The organism is Stenotrophomonas sp. GL_111 (genome assembly GCF_057835245.1).
In genome coordinates this window covers 2182523-2203485 of sequence record NZ_CM174421.1, presented here as the reverse complement: position 1 = coordinate 2203485, position 20963 = coordinate 2182523, and the positions used below count along the sequence as shown (strand labels likewise).

At 63.5% G+C, this 20963-nt stretch carries 9 protein-coding genes; all 9 read left to right on the top strand.

Translation table 11 applies throughout. From position 1 onward, the window contains the following. The 9 genes from AC3IPM_RS10040 (at window position 1) to AC3IPM_RS10000 (ending at window position 20914) form a co-directional block, all read left to right on the top strand. Entirely contained in the window at window positions 1-9510 is a 9510-nt protein-coding gene (locus AC3IPM_RS10040; protein WP_489303978.1) for an amino acid adenylation domain-containing protein, read from the top strand. Between the two features lie 15 nt (window positions 9511-9525). Next, window positions 9526-11334: a carbamoyltransferase family protein gene (locus tag AC3IPM_RS10035; RefSeq protein WP_201765569.1), complete on the top strand. Its 1809-nt coding sequence runs from the start codon at window positions 9526-9528 to the stop codon at window positions 11332-11334. Between the two features lie 12 nt (window positions 11335-11346). Further along, window positions 11347-13452 (top strand): SGNH/GDSL hydrolase family protein, encoded by a 2106-nt coding sequence (locus tag AC3IPM_RS10030; RefSeq protein ID WP_489303975.1) that lies wholly within the window; start codon window positions 11347-11349, stop codon window positions 13450-13452. 33 nt (window positions 13453-13485) lie between these two features. Then, window positions 13486-14487: a TauD/TfdA family dioxygenase gene (locus tag AC3IPM_RS10025; protein WP_489303973.1), complete on the top strand. Its 1002-nt coding sequence runs from the start codon at window positions 13486-13488 to the stop codon at window positions 14485-14487. A 354-nt stretch (window positions 14488-14841) separates the two neighbouring features. Beyond that, on the top strand, window positions 14842-16041 hold the full coding sequence (locus AC3IPM_RS10020) for an HlyD family secretion protein (RefSeq protein ID WP_489303971.1): 1200 nt from the start codon (window positions 14842-14844) through the stop codon (window positions 16039-16041). 103 nt (window positions 16042-16144) lie between these two features. Next, window positions 16145-16867, top strand: a complete 723-nt coding sequence (locus AC3IPM_RS10015; protein WP_039815255.1) for an ABC transporter ATP-binding protein — start codon at window positions 16145-16147, stop codon at window positions 16865-16867. Continuing rightward, on the top strand, window positions 16867-19305 hold the full coding sequence (locus tag AC3IPM_RS10010) for an ABC transporter permease (RefSeq protein ID WP_489303969.1): 2439 nt from the start codon (window positions 16867-16869) through the stop codon (window positions 19303-19305). Before AC3IPM_RS10015 ends, AC3IPM_RS10010 begins: the two co-directional genes overlap by 1 nt. Window positions 19306-19322: 17 nt before the next feature. Next, window positions 19323-20093, top strand: a complete 771-nt coding sequence (locus tag AC3IPM_RS10005) for a thioesterase II family protein (RefSeq protein ID WP_489303967.1) — start codon at window positions 19323-19325, stop codon at window positions 20091-20093. Next, entirely contained in the window at window positions 20090-20914 is an 825-nt protein-coding gene (locus AC3IPM_RS10000) for an SDR family oxidoreductase (RefSeq protein WP_489303965.1), read from the top strand. The genes AC3IPM_RS10005 and AC3IPM_RS10000 overlap by 4 nt, the downstream gene beginning before the upstream one ends. Window positions 20915-20963: the final 49 nt, after the last annotated feature.

The following is a 20963-nucleotide window of genomic DNA, read 5'->3' as shown; positions in this document are numbered from 1 at the left end:
ATGACAATGGAACTGTTGAACGAAGCTGGGGAGGCGGGCGTCGTCCTGTTCCTGAGCAACGGAAAGCTGAAGCTGCGAGCCAACCGTGGTGCTGTCAGCGACGATCTGCGCCAGCGCATCCTGGCCTCGCGGGAGGAGCTCATCGCGCTGCTCTCCGAGCTGGAAGGCGTGCGCCACGAGGACGGCCGGGATGTCATCAAGCCCGGTCTGCACAGGGAGGGGCGGTTGCCCCTGTCACTGCAGCAACAACGCCTGTGGGTCACTGAAACGCTGCACCCCGGGACGACGGACTACAGCATCCCCGCCGCCTACCGCGTGAGCGGGCCGTTCTCCGTCGATGCCGCACAGGCGGCACTCGATGCGGTGATGGCCCGGCATGCAGTGCTGCGCAGCAGTTTCCACCAAGACGAAGAGCAGATCCACCAATCGCTGCACGACGGCCTGCAGGTGGTAATCGCGCGCCACGATCTCACCTGCATGGCCATGCCGGATCGGGATGCAGCGGTAAGCCGCATCATCGCCGAGGACGCCGCCACGCCATTCAAGCTGGCGCAGCCGCCGCTGCTGCGTGCCGCCTGGATGTCCCTGGCGCCTGACCAGGGTGTGCTGTACTTCAATCTGCACCATATCGTGTTCGACGGCTGGTCCATGGACATCCTGCTGAAGGAGTTCATCGCGTTCTACCGGGAGCGCACACAAGGCGTGCCCCATGGGCTGCTGCCGCTCTCCATCCAGTACATCGACTACGCCCTCTGGCAGCGCCAGCGGGAGAACCAGGAGCGCCTCGAAGAGCAGCTCGGTTACTGGGCGCAGGCATTGGCCGGTGCCCCTGCCGAGCATGCACTTCCCTTGGATCACCCGCGCCCACGGCATGGACAGCACCGTGGCGAGCGGGTGGCCGGACACGTGCCGGCCACCACGCTTGCGCAGTTGGAGAGCCTCGCCAGCACGTTGGACATCACGTTGTTCATGTTGCTGCACGGCGCGCTTGCGCTGGTTCTGTCGCGTCAAGGTGCGGAGCCGGACGTCGTGATCGGGACTCCCGTTGCCAACCGTGGCAGTGCCCAGCTTGATGAGCTGATCGGATACTTCGTCAACACGCTTGCACTGCGCGTGTCGTGTGATGAATCACAGACGGTGGGTGCATATTTCCAGCAGGTCCGCGAGGTCAACCTCGGGGCGCAGGCACGGCAGGACGTGCCATTCGACCTGTTGATCGAGCGGCTGGATGTCCCGCGCAGCAGCTCGCACAGTCCGCTCTTCCAGATCATGCTGTCACTGGACAACACGGCCAGGACGGCCGACAGCGGCGGAGTCCTCGCCGTGGAGCCTTTGTCCACGGGAGTGGCCCAGGCCAAGTACGACTTGACGCTGCACGTCGGTGTCGATGCGCAGGGGCTGCACCTGGAGTGGATCTACGACAGCGTGCTGTTCAACGCCGGCAGCATCGATCGCCTGTGTACGCACTTCCAGACCCTCCTTGCGTCGTTGCCGGGCGGGTCAGAGCGCCCATTGTCGGCCCTTGATACGCTGACGATTGCCGAGGCGGCGGTCCTGGAGCAGGGCCTGTCAGGAGAGTGCGTCGCCCTGGACCACGCGCTGCTGCCGGATCAACGTGTCGAACAGGTCGCCCGGCAGACTCCGGATGCGATCGCACTCGTGGATGGCGTGTCGACACTCCGTTACGCCGAGCTGGACGCGAGCATTGAGCGCATGGCGCTCCAGTTGATGGCGCGCGGCGTCAAGCGACAGGATCGCGTTGGCGTCGCCCTGCCTACGTGTATCCCGATGGTGGTTGCGGTCCTCGCCACGCTAAGGATCGGCGCCTGCTACGTTCCCATCGACCCATCGGCGGCGCAGGGAAGCATCGATCACATCATCGAGGACAGTGGCCTGGCGATGCTTGTCACCCTGTCCACGCTGCCTGATTTCACCCGTGCCACAGGCGTGGCGGCGTACTACGCGGATGAGCCTGCTAACGATGCAGTATCCACTGGCAGCGCGGTTCTGCCGCCCGTCGCCGCCGCACCGGATGAACTGGCCTACATTCTGTATACGTCGGGCTCCACAGGGCAACCCAAAGGCGTGGCGATCACCCGCGCCGGTCTGTGCAACTACCTCGGGCACTGCCTCCACACCTATGCCGGAGAGGGCTTCGAGGAAGGCGTGGTCAGCTCGCCGCTGACCTTTGATGCGACCATTACCACACTGTTCACGCCCTTGATCAGTGGCCGCACGCTGCGCCTCGCGGCATCGCGGCACGAAGACCTTGCCCGCAGCCTGGGTGATTTGATGCTGGGCGACCGCGTGCGCAGACTGTTCAAACTCACGCCGGCCCACCTCGACCTACTCGCCCGCTACTGGGAAGAGCAGGGCGAAACGCGTCATGGACAAGTGCCGATGCAACTCGTCATCGGTGGTGAGCAGCTTCTCTGCAAAACCCTGGCCCCGCTGCTGGAACGGCTTGCGCCCGGCTCCGTCTTCGTCAACGAGTATGGCCCCACCGAGACTGTCGTCGGCTGCTGCGTATACTCCGTACGCTCCGCCGACGACCTGCGCGGTGCAGGCGCCGCCGTCCCGATTGGTCGCCCGATCCAGAACACCCATCTGCTGCTGCTTGATGGCCAGCGGCTGGTCGCGCATGGGGCGGCGGGCGAACTGCTCATCGGGGGCGCCGGTGTGGCGCAAGGATACGTGAACCGGCCGGCGCTACAGGAGCGGCAGTTCGTGCAGCGTGAAGTGTCCGGCTTTACCCAGCGCTTCTATCGTACTGGCGACCTGGTGCGCTGCAATGATGGCGGGGACTTGGAGTTCCGCGGGCGCAATGATGAACAGATCAAACTGCGGGGCCATCGTATCGAGCTGGCCGGGATCGAGGCGTGCCTGTGTGGATTCTCCGGGGTGCACGAGGCCGCCGTGGTGCTGTCCGCGCAGCTGGCCGGCCCTGCGTTGGTTGCGTTTCTTGTCGCGGATGTGGACCCGGCCCAGGAGGCGCAGCTGCAGGGTCCGTTGCGCGACTGGTGCCAGGCGCGCATGCCCGTGGCCAGCATTCCGGCCGCGTTCCGCCTCATCCCGCACCTGCCCACCACGGCCAACGGCAAGATCGACCGGCGCGCGCTTGCGGCATTGCCGGTCAGCCTGAAGCCAGCGATGAGCTACCGCGCACCGCAGACGCCCGTCCAGCAGGCACTGTGCTCCCTGTTCGGTGCGCTGCTCAACCGCGAACGCGTGGGTCTCGATGACAACTTCTTCTCCCTCGGCGGAGACTCGATCCTCGCGATCCAGATGGTCTCACGCGCAAGGAGGGGCGGTCTGCGCATGACGACCCAGCAGATTTTCGAGCATCAGACTGTTGCAGCACTCGCCACGGTCGTGTCCACCACGGCGGCACAAGCGGTCGGAACTGCCATCAGCGCTGCGCCGTTCGCGTTGACACCGATCCAACAATGGTTCGTGGACGGCCAGCCCGACACGGTGGACCACTACAACCAGAGCCTGTTGCTGGAAGCGCCGCAGATGCTGGAGCCGTCGCACCTGGCTGCGATCGTGGAGGCGTTGCTACGCCGGCATGATGGCTTGCGCACCCGGTTCGAGCGAGAGGAACGCACCTGGCACGCGCGCGTGCTGGAATTTGATGCGGCGCAGGTCGCCGACTGTGTGTCGGTGGAATCGCTGCCGGACGAGGTGGAGGCACGGCGCCGCTTCATTGCCGAGCGGGCCGGTGACCATCAGGGAGGCCTGCGACTTGACAGGGGACCGGTGTTCAAGGCGGTGCTGTTCCGCGGAAAACGGACCTCGCGTGTCCTCATCATCGCCCATCACATGGTGGTCGATGGCGTGTCCTGGCGCGTGCTGCTGGAGGACTTCGAGCGCGCATGGAAGCAATGCGTCGATGGTGGCAACATTGCGCTGGGCGTCGCGGGCACGTCTTACCAATACTGGAGCCAGTTGCTTTCCCGCTCCGCGTCCGAGTCAGCGTTCGTGCACGAGCGCCCTTACTGGCACGGGCAGGTGGCCGGTGCAGCATTCAGTTACCGCGAGCACGTGCCGACCGTGCCACCCACGATGCAGACCACGCAGAAGTCACTGATCGAGCTGTCCGCTGAAGAGACCTCGGCGCTGCTCACGCATGCCAATAGCCCTTATGCCACCCGTACGCTGGAGCTGCTGCTTGTGGCGGTCTACCTCGGGTTGGCACCGTACGTCGCATCGGACGCATTCACGGTTGCGCTGGAGGGCCATGGGCGTGAAGAGATTGAAGGTGGCCTTGATCTCACCGAGACATTGGGGTGGTTCACAAGCCTGCATCCGCATCTACTGGCCGGCAACACTCAGGATGTTGGCGCCACGATACGGACGATCAAGGACAACCTGCGTACCATTCCTGCAGGCGGCATCGGGTTCGGCGTACTGAAGTACCTATGCCGTGATCCCGTCCTGCAGCAGGGGGAGGGGGCGGAGCACGTCATCTTCAACTACCTGGGGCAACTGGACGCGGGTGGCGATGGGGCATCATCGTTCGGGCTGGCCAATGAATCTGCAGGGCGCGAGAGCGCACCCGGCGGGCGCCGGACGCATCGCCTGTCGATCGGCGCGTTCGTTCTCGGCGGCCGCATGCGCCTGACCCTTGACTACAGCGAACTCGAGTACGGCGCAGGCACTGCCAAGGCCCTGCTGGACGACATCGCCGCAGGCGCGCGTGCGGTGCTTGCGCACTGCGGTGCCCAGCAACGGCGCATCAGGACACCGAGTGACTTCCCGCTGGCGTCGATTGATGCCGTCACGCTGGATGCTTTGCAGGCTGAAGAAGACATTGACGACCTGTATCCATCCACGCCGGCCCAGCGCGGAATGCTCGCCGCGAACTGGCTGGATCGCTCTGCCTACGTCGTGCAGTTGTATCCATTGCTGCGCGGCGCCTTGGATCTGCAGACGTTCCGCACCGCCTGGCAGGTGGTGGTGGCGTCACACGCGGTCCTGCGGACACGGTTCGTGGGCGAGAGTGAGCTCCAGCACCAACTGGTCCGTACCGGCGATGCCGCCGATGTCACGGTGATCGAACTGGGCGGCCTGGATTCCCATATGCAGCAGGCGCGTTTCGACGAAGTGCGAGACGAGGATCTGCGCGCAGGCTTCGATGGAAGCGAGCCGGTGCTGTACAGGATGACCCTGGTACGGATGGGCAGCGAATCCCACCAACTGCTGTTCACCTGCCATCACAGCATCATGGATGGGTGGTCGGCGGCGCTGGTATTCAATCAGCTGCTCGATACCATCAAACGGCTTTCCCAGGGTGAGACCTCGGCACCTTCAGCAGGTCCGGACTACGGCCGCTACGTAGAGTGGCTGATGCGGCAGGATGCTGGCCAGGCGATCGAGCACTGGCGGATCCACCTGGACACAGCATCGCCGACCGTCCTCAAGCTTCCGCGTGCGGAGCCGGCGGACGTCGCGCGGCACGCGTTGCTGCAGGAAGTGGTCGACGCACAGACCACGTCGCGCCTGCGGGCATTCGCCAGAGACCGCGGCGTCACTCTCAACACCGTCGTGCAGTTCGCCTGGGCTCTGGTGTTGAAGGCCTACTGTGGAACCAGCGATGTCATGTTTGGTGCCGTTGTCTCCGGACGTCCGGAGGCCGTGGAGCATGTGGACCAGATCGTCGGCCAGTTCATCAACACCATTCCCGTCCGCGTGCGGCTGGAGCCGGGTGAGGCAGCACCACAGCTCGATGCGCTGCAGCGCAGCTTCCAGCACCTCAATGCCCTTGGCTTCGTCGCTTACAGCGAGATCAAGCGTTGTGCGGGCACTGCCGGCGACGCCGCACTGTTCGAGACGTTGATCGACTTCAAGAACTATCCGATCAACGAACATGCGCATGCGCCCCAAGGTGCTTCCAATGCCTTGACCGTGGAAACCTCAGAAGGGCATGGCACCAACAGCTTCGACATCTCGCTCATCGTCGGGGTGTACGAAATGATGATGTTCAACTGCAGCTACCGCAGTGACCTCCATGCCCAGGCTCACATCGAACAGATGCTGTCCTATCTGTCGGCCGTGCTCGGCGAACTGGTTGACGGACGCAGCGTGGCGCAGATCGCGCCGCCCATCCAGCTGCCCCCCTTGTCGACGGTGACTGATGCGCAGCCGCCTTCGTTGCTGCAGCGGTACGATCTTGCGGTGGGCACCACGCCGGACAGTCCGGCCGTCAGTTGCGGCGAGGTCACCCTGAGCTTCGCGGCACTCGATGCGCTGGCCAACGGCATCGGCCACCTGTTGCTCGAGCACGGTGTCGGGCCTGGTCAGGCGGTCGGCATCATGGCCCGGCGCGGCACGCTGCTGATCGCGGCAATCCTGGGCATCTTCAAGACGGGCGCCGCGTATGTGCCGATCGACCCGGATTACCCCGCCAGTCGCAAGCAGTTCATCATCCACGACAGCGGCCTTCGTCATCTGCTGTGTGACGCGACGGCGGACGTGCCCAGCACGACGGGGGTCATGCTGCACCGCCTGGACCTCGCGGAGACGCTCGCTGCCTACCCCGCCACCGCAGTCCACGCAGCGCCCTGCACCGGCTCCGACCTGGCATACATCATCTACACGTCCGGCTCCACAGGCACCCCCAAGGGAGTGATGGTGGAGGTCGGCAATCTGCACAATCTCATGCTGGGCATGCGCGCGCACGGCTTTGACGGGCAGGGGTGCTGGGCTGGCGTGGCATCGTTCTCGTTCGATGCCTCCGTACAGGGGCTGTCCCACCTCCTGCAGGGAGGGCACCTGTTGATTCTCACGGATGAGGAGAAGGTGGATGCTGCAAGCATGCGCGCCCGCCAACAGGAATACGGCGTGACGGTCATCGATTGCACGCCCACGCTGGTGTCCGCATGGTTGGAACAGGAACTGGCCGACGTATTGCCGCAGCTGGTCGTGGGCGGGGAGCCCATCCCGCCCGCACTCTGGTCGCGCCTGGCTGCACATGCGGCCAATGGGCGACCGCACTTCAACGCGTATGGCCCCACCGAGACCGCGGTCAACGCCTGTATGGCCCCGATCGTCGGCGACACCCCACATATCGGCTTCTGCCTGCCGAACGTTCATGGCGTGGTGCTCGATGCGGGCGGCATGCCCTGTCCGATGGGCGTGGCCGGAGAGCTGTATATCGGCGGCCGTGGCGTCGTGCGCGGCTATGTGGGCAACCCGACGCTCACCGCGGCGCGGTTCAGTGCCGATCCGCTCGGTGGCCGGGCAGGGCGTCTGTATCGCAGCGGTGACGAGGTCCGCCAACGCCTCGACGGCACGTTCGAGTATCTGGGCAGGCTTGACGATCAGGTCAAGGTCAACGGCTACCGCATCGAACTCGACGAGATCGCCAATGTGCTGCAACGTCACGCTCTGATCGATGACGCTCTGGTAATCGCAACGCGCGAAGCGGACGGGCGCCACCGTCTGATCGCCTGCGCACGCGTGCTGCCTCCGCTGGATGCCGCCGCCAATGCCGCCACCTTGGGCGCATGGCTGCAGCAGCAGTTGCCGACGTTCATGCAGCCCCAGCTGTTCGCCGTGGTCACCCGCTGGCCCATGACGGCGAACGGGAAGGTCGATCGCGATGCACTGCGGAATATGGCGGCACCGATGCATGCCGCGTCGGCCCCTCCGGATACGGCCATCGCCTCACCGGCCGAGCAGCTTCTCTGCACGCTATTTGCCTCTGTGCTGGGCCGTGAGCGCGTCGAACCGGAGGACGACTTCCACGCGCTCGGCGGCGACTCCATCCTGGCCATCCGATTGGTTGCCAAGGCGTCGAAAGAAGGCCTTGTGTTCACCATCAGGCAGCTCACGCTGCATCCGTCCCCACGCCAGCTTGCCACCATCTGCACTGGCGCGACTGTGATCTGCAAGGCATCCGCTTCGCGGGTCCAGGATGCGCTGCTGGCCCTGTTCGCGTCCGTACTGGGGCGCGAACACCTGCAGCCGGATGAGAATTTCTATACGCTGGGTGGCGATTCGATTCTGGCGATCCGCCTGGTCGCCAAGGCCGCAAAGTCCGGCATCCGCTTTACCATCAGACAGCTTGCACAGTATCCGACGCCGCGTGCGCTCGCCGCGGTGTGCGATGCATCGGCAGTGGCGACCGCGCACGCATCCGTGACCGGAACGCAACCCTTGTTGCCCATCCATCACGAAGTGATCGTCGAACAGCGTGGAGCGGGACTGGAGGTCTTCGATCACTTCAATGGCGGGTCGCTGTTCGGATTGCCACCTGGCCTGGACCTGGCCATGCTGCGCCAAGTGCACGCGGCGCTCGTCGCCCGCCACGATGCACTCAGGTTGGCGTTCCATCTGGATGCGTCACCGCCTTCCGCAGTGTATCTGGAGCCAACGACGTCGGTCTTTACCCTGGCGACCGCTGAAGAGCGCGTGGCTGACGACGAGCAGGACATCGCGGCCGCCGTCAAGCGCATCTGCACCCACCATCAGCAGACACTTCGGCTCGCCGACGGCGCGCTCCTACGCCTCGTGCTCATTCGTGCGGCGGACGTTGACCGGCTTCTCATGCTTGGCCACCACGCCGTCCTTGATGTCGTGTCATGGCATCTACTCGTCGCCGACGTCGGCGAGGCGGTGCAGCAACGTCTGCGCGGCGAGCCGGTCCGGCTTGCACCGGCCAGCGATTCCTACCAGGCATGGGGACACCACCTGGCAGAATGCGCAAGGAACGGGCGGTTCCGAGGAGAACTTGGCTACTGGGCCGCGCAGCTCGACACCATGCCGCTGGCGCCCGTGCTCGCACCTGACGTTCCACAGGCGGACATCGGCCACCGACGCCACCGTGCCGTACAACTCGATGCCGCGTCGACCTCGGCACTGCTCTCACGTGGCGGCGGTCATGCTGGGTCCGATGTGAACGCGGTGCTGCTTACTGCGCTGTACCGCGGTCTGGCCGCGTGGCGCGGCAGGGGAGGCTTCCGGATCCTGCTGGAGAGCCACGGTCGCCATAGCGACGAGGCAGGCCTGGACCTGTCGCAGACCGTTGGTTGGTTCACCCAGTCCTATCCATTCCTGTTGACGTTCCAACCGCGTGATCCCATCCACGACCTTTCCACGGTTCGCAACCAGCTTGCGGCGGTGCCCACCCGTGGCCTTGGATACGGCGTGCTGCGGTTCCTCGAGCGCGCGCCGGAACTGCATGGCCCTGGCGTCGATGCGCCGTTCCAGGTGCTGTTCAACTACCTCGGTCAGTTCAACAGCATGGTCGCCGACGCCGGTATCCTCCAGTTTCGGCAGGAGGACATCGGCCCGTCGGCCAACGCACGCCTTCCGGTGACCGCGGCCATGGGCTTCCAGGGCGGCGTCTATGGTGGACAGCTTTCCATGAACATCGAGTTCGATACGCGTCATTTCTCTGAAGACGACATGCAGGAGCTCGCAGGCTGCATCCGCGGCCAGCTCCTGAACATCGTCAACAGCTCCACATCGTGCGTGGCCGAAGCGGCCGGCTCTGAAACCAACTGATACAAGGACAACGTAATGGGCAGGTTCATGGAAAAGGAAAAATCCAAGGTCGTCGTCGGTATGTCATTCGGGTACCACGATTCGGCTTGCTGCATCCTCAAAGACGGCATGTTGGTCGCGGCGGTACAGGAGGAGCGCTTCAGCCGTGTAAAGAACGACAAATCCTTCCCGCGGCGGAGCCTGCGCTATTGCCTGGCCGAAGCAGGCGTAGGGCTGGACGAGGTGGACTGCATCGCCTACTACGAAGAGCCGGAGAAGAAGCTGTCCCGCCAGATCTGGATGGGAAGCATCGAGCACGCCGATCCTGTACGGCGGGCGGCAGTCGTCGACCATCTCTGCGCCGAAGGGCCCGAGCTCACAGTGCGTGAGACGCTGGGTTACAAGGGGCATATCGAAATTGTCGACCACCATCTTTCGCACGCTGCGAGCGCCTATTACTTTTCCGGATTCGACGATGCCGCCGTGCTGACGGTGGACGGAGTGGGCGAGTGGGCCACTACCAGCTACTCGCAGGGCAGGGGCGGCGAGCTGGCAATATTCGAGGAGGTGGTTTTCCCGGATTCGCTGGGACTTTTCTACAGCGCCATCACTGCCTTCCTCGGGTTCAAAGTGAACAGTGGCGAGTACAAGGTAATGGGACTGGCTCCCTATGGCCGCGACATCTACGCTGACCGGCTGCGGCAACTGGTGCGCAACGGCGAGAACGGCCAGTACCACCTGGACATGCGCTACTTCGACTTCCTGCGTACAAGCCGGATGTACTCGGACGCGCTGGCGGACCTGCTGGGCATCGCGCCGCGAATCCCGGAGTCGGAGCTCGCCCAGGAGCACATGGATATCGCACGCAGCTTGCAGGTGGTGCTCGAAGATATCCTGTTGGACAAGGTCCGCTACCTTCATTCACGGGTACCGAGCCGTAACCTGTGCATGGCGGGAGGTGTGGCGCTCAACTGCGTGGCCAATGGCAAGATCCTGCGCGACGGCCCTTTCGAGAACCTGTTCGTGCAGCCGGCAGCAGGCGACGCCGGCTCTTCGCTCGGCGCCGCGGCCGTGGCCTGGGTACGCATGTTCGGGGAGCGACCGCGCCAGCGCGACATGCCACACGCCTATCTCGGCCCCCGACATCTCCCCGATGATGTCCATCGCCTGCTGACCAGTACCGGCGTCAAGTTCGAGGATTTCCGGGGGCGGGACGCGGGCCTGATCGACTTCACTGCAGGCCAGTTGGCAGACGGCAAGGTGATCGGTTGGTACCAGGGCCGCATGGAGTTCGGTCCGCGCGCGCTCGGTGCACGATCCATCCTGGCCGATCCCCGGGACGGCGAGATGCGAGAAAAGATCAATGCACTGGTGAAGATGCGCGAGGCGTTCCGCCCCTTCGCGCCAGCGGTGAAGGCCGAGTCTGCGCGGGAGCATTTCGCTCTGACGTCGCCGTCGCCGTTCATGCTGCAGACGTGTGATGTCGAGTCGCTGCTCGACCTGCCTGCCATCACCCACGTTGACAACTCCGCGCGGGTACAGACGGTGGAGCAGGACGTGAATCCCCGCTTCCATGCGCTGCTGAGTGCTTTCGAGGCGTTGACCGACTGCCCGATCCTGCTCAATACATCATTCAACGTGCGCGGTGAGCCGGTGGTGTGCTCGCCGCTGGACGCCATCATCTGCTTCGTGCGGGCGCGCATCGATTTCCTGATCCTGGAGGACTTCGTGATCCGCCAATCCGATATTCCCGAGATGTGGCGGGTAGGTGTCGGCAATACGCCCGTCACCCCGCCGCGCCGCGAATCCCGCGCCATCGGCCACGCCGTCTACACCTTCCTCTGAGAGCTCCCCGCGATGTCAATCAACGATCCGATGAAGCAACTGTCCGATGAAATCGCCGCTCAGGTGTACCGCAACCAAGGGGGCGAATTCACCCGCCTGCTGACGTTCGCAAACCTCGTTGGCGGCTCCACACCCAGCGCGGAAACACCCGCAGCGGCCGAGGAGCCCGCCGGCACCATCGGCATCTGGAAACTGGACGCGGAGGGCACGTCATTCCACCGCGATACCGACAACACTGGCGATTGGGCCTACTGGGCACAGCAGCAGCGCATCGAAGCGAAGGGCGCACGGCAGCGCATCGTGTTCCTGGGGGAGTCCGTTGCACGCGGCATGTTCTATGACCCGGGTTACACACCCGCCCAGGTGTTGGCAGAAGTGCTGGGCAAGCAGGCAGGCCGCCAGGCGCCCGAGGTCATCGACCTTGCGCGTACCAATGCGTCGATGGCAACGCTGCGCCGCACGGCACGCCAGGCCGAGCAGTTGCACCCGCAACAGGCGGTGATCTTCGCTGGCAACAACTGGGCCGGCAATCGTGCATACGTAGGCAGAGAGCATACCTATGCCTTGGCGGCCAGCCTACGCGATGGCGGGATCGCCGGCCTGCGCAGGCAGGTGGAGCAGGAACTCGTGGGCGAGATCACCGCACTGATGGATGACATCGCCGGCCTGTATGCACAACGCGGGGTGCCGGTATGCTGGGTGCTGCCGGAGTTCAATCTCCAGGACTGGCGCGATCCGAAAGTCCAAGCGCACTGGCTGGAGGGTGCAGGTGTCAACCAGGCGTGGCTGGCGCTGCAAGACCAGGCTGAAGAGTGCCTCTCCGTCAACGACTACGACGCGGCCCGACAGCACGCCGAAGCCATGCTGGCCTTGGACGGCGGCGATTGTGCGACCACCGCCCATCTGCTGGCTGCATGCTGCCGTGGGTTGGGCATGGTGGAGGAGCAACGTCAGTTCTTGGAGATGGCACGCGACGCGTCGATCATCGATTTCAACCGCAGCTATTCCCCACGGATCACGGCGCTGATCCACCGCACCATCGTCGAGAAGGCGGCGGCACTGGGGCACCAGACGGTTGATCTTCAGCAGGTATTCCACCTGGCGACCGGGACGCTGGTATCCGGCCGCGAACTGTTCCTTGACTACTGCCACCTGACAAGCCATGGCATCCGGTTGGCCATGGCGGCGGTTGCGCGGCAACTGCTGGCAGGTCAGAACGGCACGCAGCCGTCGCTGGAGGCGCTGTTGGAACACGCGCCATGGCCGACCGATGCGGATGAGGCCGACGCCCACCTGCTGGCCGCCATCCACAATGCACACTGGGGACAGTCTTACGACGTGGTCCTGCACTACTGCCGTCGCGCCGCGGAAAAATCACCCGCGATCCTCGAGCTGATGGACATCATCGTCGAAATCCAGAACGAGCGACTTCCCACCTGGATGAACGCGCGGGCCACGGAACTGATCGAAAGCGTCTCGCCACAGATCAAGCGCTACCTGTTCTCCATGGAGTTCAAATGTCTGGACCGGCTGCTGGTCGATGCCTTCATCCAGTGCCACAAGGATCTTGGTGTTGATCTGGCGCCGCGGGTGGCGGCCTTGCGAATTGGCGCCCACTGCGTCAGCGCACTGGGCCGGGTAGACCTGTTGGACCCTTACTATCACAGCACGTCATTCTCGGACCAGCAGTTCATCGAGGGCGGCGTGAATCAGCACAACGACTACTACAAGGGCTATGGTCCATCCAGCGCATTCTGTTTCATCTCCGGCGGAGAGGGAGATCATGCCGTCCGCATCACGCTGAAGTCTGCGGATGGGGCCAGCGATGGGCATGCCGAGGTACTGGTCAACCAGGTTGCGTGCCACCGCATCGCACTGTCGGGCGAATGGCAGACCCACGAAATCACGCTTCATGCTGGAATTCTGAAGCCGGGTGTCAATGACATCTCGATCACCTGGCCCACGCCCAGGCTGGATGGCGCACAGGAATTGTCGCGGATTGGTCATGCCATCAGGCGCAGCGCGGGTGCAGAAGTCCACCCGGTGTTCGGCCACATCTACGCATTCGAGGCGCGGCACTGCGCGCCATCTCAGCAGGCCGTGCATGCCATTGCTTGACGCCGCCTTTTCCGCACGCACCCGGAGCGCCGCATGACCCAGGACCCCTTACCATTCACCGTCATGGCCCCAACACGGGGCGATGCGCTGTCGGCTTACCTCGCCGCCCACGGCGCCGAGCTGGAGCCGAGGCTGGTCCGTGCCGGCGCAGTGCTCTATCGCGGCTTCGCACCCATATCCGGGGAGGAACTGGACGCGCTGGTACGATCGCTGTCCAGTGCTCCTTATCGCAACGATGAGGAGAGCTCTCCGCGCAATCATGTGCACGGCAACGTCTATACATCGACCAACTACAGGTCGGAGATGGACATTTTCCCGCACAACGAGAATTCCTATAAGCAGGAGCTCCCGACCAGGCTGTTCTTCTACTGCGTGCATCCTGGCAGCGAAGGCGGTGCCACGCCGATCGTGGACTGCAGGAAGGTGCTGGAACGTATCGATCCTTCGGTGCGCCTTCGCTTCGAAGAGCGTCGCTGGATGTATGTCAGGAACTACACGGCGGGGATTGGCATTCCTTGGCAGGAAGCATTCAACACCCGCTCGCGCGATGACGTGGAAAGCTACTGCCGCGGCCAGGACATCCAGTTTGAATGGGTGGGTGAGGAATCGCTGAAGACATGGCAGATCCGCGATCCGATCCTCACACATCCAGTCACCGGCGAGGTGGCCTGGTTCAATCACGCTACGTTCTTCAATATCGAGACACTTGATGAGGACCTGCGCGCCTCACTGCGGGACATGTTCGGGGACGATGGCCTGCCGCACAACACCTATTACGGTGACGGTAGTCCGATCGAGCCGGAGGTGATCCGCATGCTGCAGCGTGCCTATCTTGCAGAGGCGGTGCCAGTGAACTGGCAGACCGGTGATCTGCTGGTCGTGGATAATCTGATCACCGCGCATGCAAGGAAGCCGTTCAAGGGTGAGCGTCGGATCTACCTGGCCCAGGCCGATCCAGTGCACCGCGACCAGTTGGGCCACGTTACGGTTACAACGCGGCAACGGGAGAACAGCGTCATCGCCATCGATGGATGACGCGGCGGTATCGGTGAGTGTGTGTTCACACTGTGCATTATTCGATGCGCCTGCACAGTGTGATCCGCACCACATTCCCCTCCATTCATGTCACGCAGTGAATGTCGCATCGCCGCTTTACACAGCGCAGCCTCTGCCATAGGCTGGAGAAAGATAGGAATCTTCCGCGACGGCAAGGCTTGTCGTCGCAGAACGCAACGGATGCTGAGGGCAGGAGCCATCGCCGTTCAGCCGCAGCCCCTGCACGCCAGTGCACGCAGGTATGAATGACGTACAGCCACGGACGAAGAAATGGATATCGCAAAGTCGGAGAGGGTGCGCGGTCGAAGCAGGTGGTTTGCTTCGAGGAAAGTAATGCTGCTATCTGCAGCTGTTGTCGTCGTGATTGCCGGCTTCGCGTTGCGCGCCCAGTCATCCTCTGCTGCCATAAAGCGTGATGCGCTGGTCGTAGGCGTCGTCAAGAGCGGCAAGTTCGACGTCTCCGTTGATGGCTATGGCGAACTCAAGTCCAGCAGTGCGCGCCTCCTTACCAGTGATAGCAAGGCAACGGTGGAGGAGGTAGTGCTCAAGCCGGGCGCCATGGTGGAGCCGGACAGCATCATCCTGCGCATGTCCAATCCACAGATCGACCAGGATCTGGATCTTGCGCGGCACAAGCTTGAAGCGGAGAAGATCGCAGTGCAGGAGATTGTGCTCACCCAGCAACGTGAGTTGCAGGAGGCCGAAGCGGCGATCATGAAGGTGCAGTCGGACCTGGAGTTGGCGCAGATGCGTGAGCAGGCCTTGGCTTCCCTTGCCAAGGCGCGCATCATCAGCTCGATCGAATATGCGGAAATCTCCCTCAACGCCAAGCAGTTGCGCAACAGCCTGGTCATCGAGAAGCAGCGCTACGCCACACTGCAGAAAATCAACCGCGCGCAGATCGAGATTCGCGAGCGGCTGGTGCAGGAGCGCCAGGTCGCCTACGACAAAGTCATGGAACAGCAGAACAGGCTGACTGTCCGTGCCGGCAAGGAAGGACGGCTGCAGTTGCTGTATGTGGAGTTGGGGCAGAGCATCGATACCGGCAAGGAGTTGGCGCTGATCAGCGGCGACAGGGATCTCAATGCGCTGGTCAAGATCCCTCAGTCCAAGAGCGATGCGGTGCAGATCGGGCAGCCTGCGACCATCTCGGTGGGCGGAACACGGGTTCCCGCCAAGGTGCTGCAGATCAATCCCGGTGTTGTCGACGGCAGTGTCCTGATCGAGCTTGAGCCAAACCAGCCACTGCCCCCCAACGCACGGCCGGGTCTCAATGTAGATTCCACGGTCAGTGTAGGCTCCTTCCCCGATGCCTTGTTCGTCGAGCGTCCTGCCAATGTCCTCCCCAATGCCAGCACCAGCATCTTCGTGCTGGACGGCAAAAAAGGGGCTGCGCGCCGTACTCCGGTGGAGTTCGGGCAGGAATCGGGCAAGCTGATCCAGATCCGGACGGGGGTGCCCAAGGGCTCCAGTATCGTCCTGTCCGATGTGTCGAAGTTCGCGTCGGAAGACGTATTGGCCATCGCTGACTGACCACGCAGGGTGTCGCGCTGCCACATGCCGCATCGGCATGGTAGGTGGGTGCAGTCGCCCGGCCACAGATTGCACGACCATCTCACTACGCCCGGGATATGTCATGAACAATGCAAAGATCCGCGTCGAGAATCTCAGTAAAGTGTTTTCCACCGACGAAGTGGACACGTACGCGCTGTCGGAATTGAGTCTGCAGGTGCTCCAAGGCGACTATGTCTCCATCTCCGGGCCCTCGGGCTGCGGAAAGTCCACGCTGCTGTCCATTCTCGGCCTGCTGGATACCCCGACCTCCGGCAGCTACTTCCTGGACGGAATCGACGTCAGTGGGATGGGCCTGTCCGAGGGCGCGCAGGTACGCTGCGAGAAGATCGGATTCGTGTTCCAGCAGTTCAATCTCATCGATGGCCTCAGCGTTGCTGAGAACGTCGCGCTTCCGCTGCGCTACTCGCGCACCCGTCACAGTGCGGAGCAGGTACAGGCACGCGTCAGCGAGTGTCTGGAAAAGGTGGCCATGAACCACCGCGCCGGTCACAAGCCAAACCAGCTTTCTGGTGGCCAGCAGCAGCGCATCGCCATCGCCCGCGCACTGGTGGCCAACCCTGCGGTGCTGCTCGTCGACGAGCCGACCGGCAACCTGGATTCCGCCAACGGCGACGCGATCATGACGCTGCTGGGTGAACTGAACCAGGCCGGCACGACCATCTGCATGGTGACCCACGATCCGCGCTACGCCGACTTCGCCAGAACGCGGATCAGTCTGCTGGACGGGAAGATCCAGTCCAGCCACACGCGCACCGTCGGACAGCCGCAGGGCGAGGCCGCCTGATGCTGCTCAAGGAGCTCGCCGAGGCATGGAGAAGCCTGCGCAAGCGGCCGCTCTTCGTGCTCAGCACCGTGCTGACCCTGGCGGTCACGCTCGGCATCCTGCTGTGCATGGTGAACCTCAACCAGATCCTCCTGCTCAAGGCGCTGCCGTATCCGGCCCAGGATCGCCTGGTGGTCGGCGTTGGCAACGTCTACGAGAATAGCGAAGTGAAGTTCGCGGACAACGTGGCTTACCCCATTGCCGAGCTTCTGGAGAGGAACAAGGCCGACACCGGACTGGAAGACCTTGCGATCCTGAATTACGGCGAGGAAATCGTCACCAATATCCCCGCAAGGCCAAAGCTGCGCGTCACCAATGCCACGCCGGCCTATTTCCCGATGCTGGGCGCGGGCTTCGCCAAGGGCGGCGGGTTCTCGTCGAGCAACGGTATCGGCTCGCACGAGCCTGTGGCTGTCATCAGCCACGACACCTGGCAGACGCACTTTGGCGGGAGGGAGAACATCCTCGAGGACAAGGTGGTCATCAATGACGTCTCCTACCGCATCGTCGGCGTCACGGCCGCACGCTTCGTCGAACCGGAGCTGTTCCAGGCCGGGCTGAGGACGCACGTCTGGCTGCCCTGGGAGTTCAACACCTGGCCGCCCGAGATCCGCGGCAACTGGTCGGCCTTCACCGACCAGATCAAGCTGCTGGGCCTGCTGGCGCCGGATCAGCGCGGGGCGGTGACCGAACAGTCCATCAACAGTCTCGTCAGCGATCGTTTCAACGCCGAGACACGGGGGTCGGCCTTCCTCACCAACGCTTCCTACCGTGTATCGCTGGAAGGACTGAAGCCCTACCTGGTACAGGACGGACGGGTGTCAGCGCTGCTGTTCCTCGCCAGCAGCCTGGCACTGGCCGTCATCGCGTGCATCAATGTCTTCAACCTGCTCCTGTCACGCGCGGCCGAGCAACTCCGCGAACTCGCCATCCGCGCAACGCTCGGTGCACGCAAGACCCATATCTTCAGGCATGTATTGGCCGAGCATGTACTGCTGGTCGGCACCTCCACCGTGCTGGCGTTGCTGCTTGCGAGTGTTGTCACTTGGGCAATGAAGGACGCGATCGCAGGACAGCTTCCGCGCATTGCAGAATTGGCCATTTCACCGTTCACCGTGGTCGTGGCGATCCTCCTCGTTCTGGTGCTGGCCCTGGCGTTTTCGGCATTGGTGACGCACCTGCTGGATTACAGGCGGTTGGCCTCCCAACTCAAGTCAAGCGGCAAGGGTTCCGGCCTGCAGGTGTCGGCCGGCGCGCGTGATGCGCTGGTGATCAGTCAGATCGCCCTGGCAGCGTTCCTGCTCATCGCCATCGCCAGCGTCGTTCGCCTGTCTTACGAGACCGTCACCCGCGATCCTGGCTTCAGCATCCACAACCGGGTGTTTGCCAATTTGAGCACCGGCGCACTTCAGCCGAACCGCGATGAGCGCATCCGCAACATCGAAGACCTCACTACCCGGCTGAAGCAACTTCCAAAGGTCAAGCAGGTAAGCAACGCGCTGTTCGTGCCGATGATGAGCAACCGCTGGACCAGTTCCGTCAAGCTGGATGCAGCCGGCACCCAGACGGTGTCGGTAGCCACCAACCTCGTGGACGATGCTTACCTGGCCGTGATGGGTGAAGAGCTTGTCAGCGGCAGTAATTTCAGCCGCGACGATGTGAACAGCAGTGCCCCCAAAGTGCTGGTCAACCAAGAAATGGCCACACGCATTGCGCCCGACGGCGACGTCGTCGGCCGGTACGTGTATTGGCAGAGTGATGGCGAGGGCGAGTTCAAGCCCAACCAGATCATCGGCGTGGTGCGTGACGTGAGCATCCCGCGTACGCCGGCCACCCCGCGGCTCTACGCAACCCGCTACAGCGGCCTGCGCTTCATCGTGGAGCTCAACGAAGGCAGCACTCTGGACCGTCAGGAGTTCCTCGACGTCCTGGGAGCGGTCAACAGCCAATACAATCTGTACGAGTACGAGCGGGTGGACGACATCTACCACGGGCTGGTCCTGAAAGACCTCTTCATCGTGTGGGTGGCCATCGGCCTTGGCGTGTTGACCGTGCTGTTGGCCAGCGTCGGCATCTACGGCGTCCTGAATTACGGCATCCTGCTGCGCCGCTACGAACTGGGTGTGCGCATGGCCATCGGTGCCGCCCCGGCCCGCATCGCACAGATGGTTTACCTGGAGAACCTGGTCCTGTGTGTCTACGGGACGATCGCGAGCCTGGCGATCCTGATTGCTGCCGACCGCTTGCTGGCACGTTATGCCGGCTATGAGCTTCCGCTGTCCTGGGCGGCAGGCATCACCGGCTACATCGTCATCGTCGCCTCGGTGGCCGCGGCGTGCTACCTCACGCTGCGCACCATCATCAATCGCTGGCCGGTGGCTGCGTTGCGTTCGGAATAAACCGCTCGGAACTGACCGTGTTGTCGCAATCCTGGAAATGGAACAAGGATGAATCCATGCTAGCTACCCGCCTGATCTGCGTCCCTTTCGCCGGTGCCGGCGCCTCCTTCTTCAATGCATGGAAGGGGGTCGAAGATGGCCTGGAGCCGCTGGCACTTCAGCTACCCGGGCGTGAGAAGCGCTTCCTCGAGCCGCTCTACGGGGACGTCCATGCCGCGGCGGACGAACTGGCCGCCACGCTGCTCGACGATGACGCCGACGCGCCCGCGCTGATCTTCGGACACAGCCTCGGCGCAGTACTGGCATTCGAACTGGCACGTCGCCTCGAGGCATCCACGCACTATCCGCTGCTGGGTGTGGTGGCCAGCGGGTCGCCAGCTCCCTGGAGCCCACGTAGCGAACGCGCGTCCGATCAGCATGACGATGACGGGTTCATCGCCAGCGTGTCCCGTTTCTCCGGATATCGTCACGCAGCGCTCGACGACCCGATGATGCGCGAGTTGCTGCTGCCGGTGTTGCGCGCGGATGTCCGCATGCACGAGGACTACCTCCCCCGTGACAGCGCGGGCCTCTCCGTGCCACTGATCACGGTGCGGGGCGCGGATGACACACTCGTCAACGCCGATCAGATCAGCGGCTGGAGAGGCGCCACCAGCGCGGACTGCACGCACCACACGCTGCCAGGTGGCCACATGTACTTCGTAGACGATCCGGCGCCGCTGCTGCAGCTCATCAGCCGCTTCGCGCACTTGCGTGGTGCGGTACCTGCTGTGGCCGACGCTCGATGAGGCTCGCCGGAAAAGTCGCCGTCGTGACCGGTGCGGCCCGCGGGCTGGGGCGGGAATGCGCACGCGTGTTTGCTCGCGAAGGTGCCGATTTGGTGTTGACGGATGTCGACGCACAGATCGACGGAGTGCCATACCCCCTTGGCAGCTCCAATCAACTGCAGACAACGGCTGAGCTCTGCCGGCGCAACGGTGCCGCGGTGCTGGCCATCGCCGCAGACGTCCGCGACATGGCCGCGCTCCACCGCCTCAGGGACGCCGCCCTGCAACGCTTCGGCCGGGTGGACATCCTGTTGAACAACGCAGGCATTGCAGCGCCCTCGGGGAAGATCGTGCACGACATCGAAGAGGATGAGTGGAACCTGATGATCGACATCGATCTCAGTGGTGCCTGGAGAATGACCAAAGCGCTCGGCAAGGCCATGACATCGCAGCGCAGCGGGAGCATCATCAATATCGCATCCACTGCCGGCAGCGTCGGATATCGGAATTTTTCGGCTTACGTGGCTGCCAAGCACGGCATCATCGGGTTGACCCGCGCCGCAGCGCTTGATTACGGCCCATTGAAGGTCAGGGTCAACGCCATCTGTCCGGGATCGGTACGTGACTGCCCGGATGTGGAGGGCAGGATGTTGTCCGAGATCGCCCGCTCGCTCGATGTGGACGTGGACAGCTATGAGCACGTATTCACCCAGGCCCAGCCAATGAACGAGCTGGTCGAGCCAGCGGATGTCGCCGAGGCCGCTGTCTGGCTTGCGTCCGACGCAGCGCAACGGGTGACCGGAAGCATCGTGACGGTCGATGGTGGATTCACGGCGCGCTGAGCGCCACCCGCACCTACACCACGGCAGCTGCCAGGACACACTCATGCCT

Excerpts from the sequence above, each read along its gene's own strand:
- AC3IPM_RS10040 (WP_489303978.1), top strand. The coding sequence starts at position 1 with ATGACAATGGAACTGTTGAACGAAGCTGGGGAGGCGGGCGTCGTCCTG.
- AC3IPM_RS10035 (WP_201765569.1), top strand. The coding sequence starts at position 9,526 with ATGGGCAGGTTCATGGAAAAGGAAAAATCCAAGGTCGTCGTCGGTATG.
- AC3IPM_RS10030 (WP_489303975.1), top strand. The coding sequence starts at position 11,347 with ATGTCAATCAACGATCCGATGAAGCAACTGTCCGATGAAATCGCCGCT.
- AC3IPM_RS10025 (WP_489303973.1), top strand. The coding sequence starts at position 13,486 with ATGACCCAGGACCCCTTACCATTCACCGTCATGGCCCCAACACGGGGC.
- AC3IPM_RS10020 (WP_489303971.1), top strand. The coding sequence starts at position 14,842 with ATGCTGCTATCTGCAGCTGTTGTCGTCGTGATTGCCGGCTTCGCGTTG.
- AC3IPM_RS10015 (WP_039815255.1), top strand. The coding sequence starts at position 16,145 with ATGAACAATGCAAAGATCCGCGTCGAGAATCTCAGTAAAGTGTTTTCC.
- AC3IPM_RS10010 (WP_489303969.1), top strand. The coding sequence starts at position 16,867 with ATGCTGCTCAAGGAGCTCGCCGAGGCATGGAGAAGCCTGCGCAAGCGG.
- AC3IPM_RS10000 (WP_489303965.1), top strand. The coding sequence starts at position 20,090 with ATGAGGCTCGCCGGAAAAGTCGCCGTCGTGACCGGTGCGGCCCGCGGG.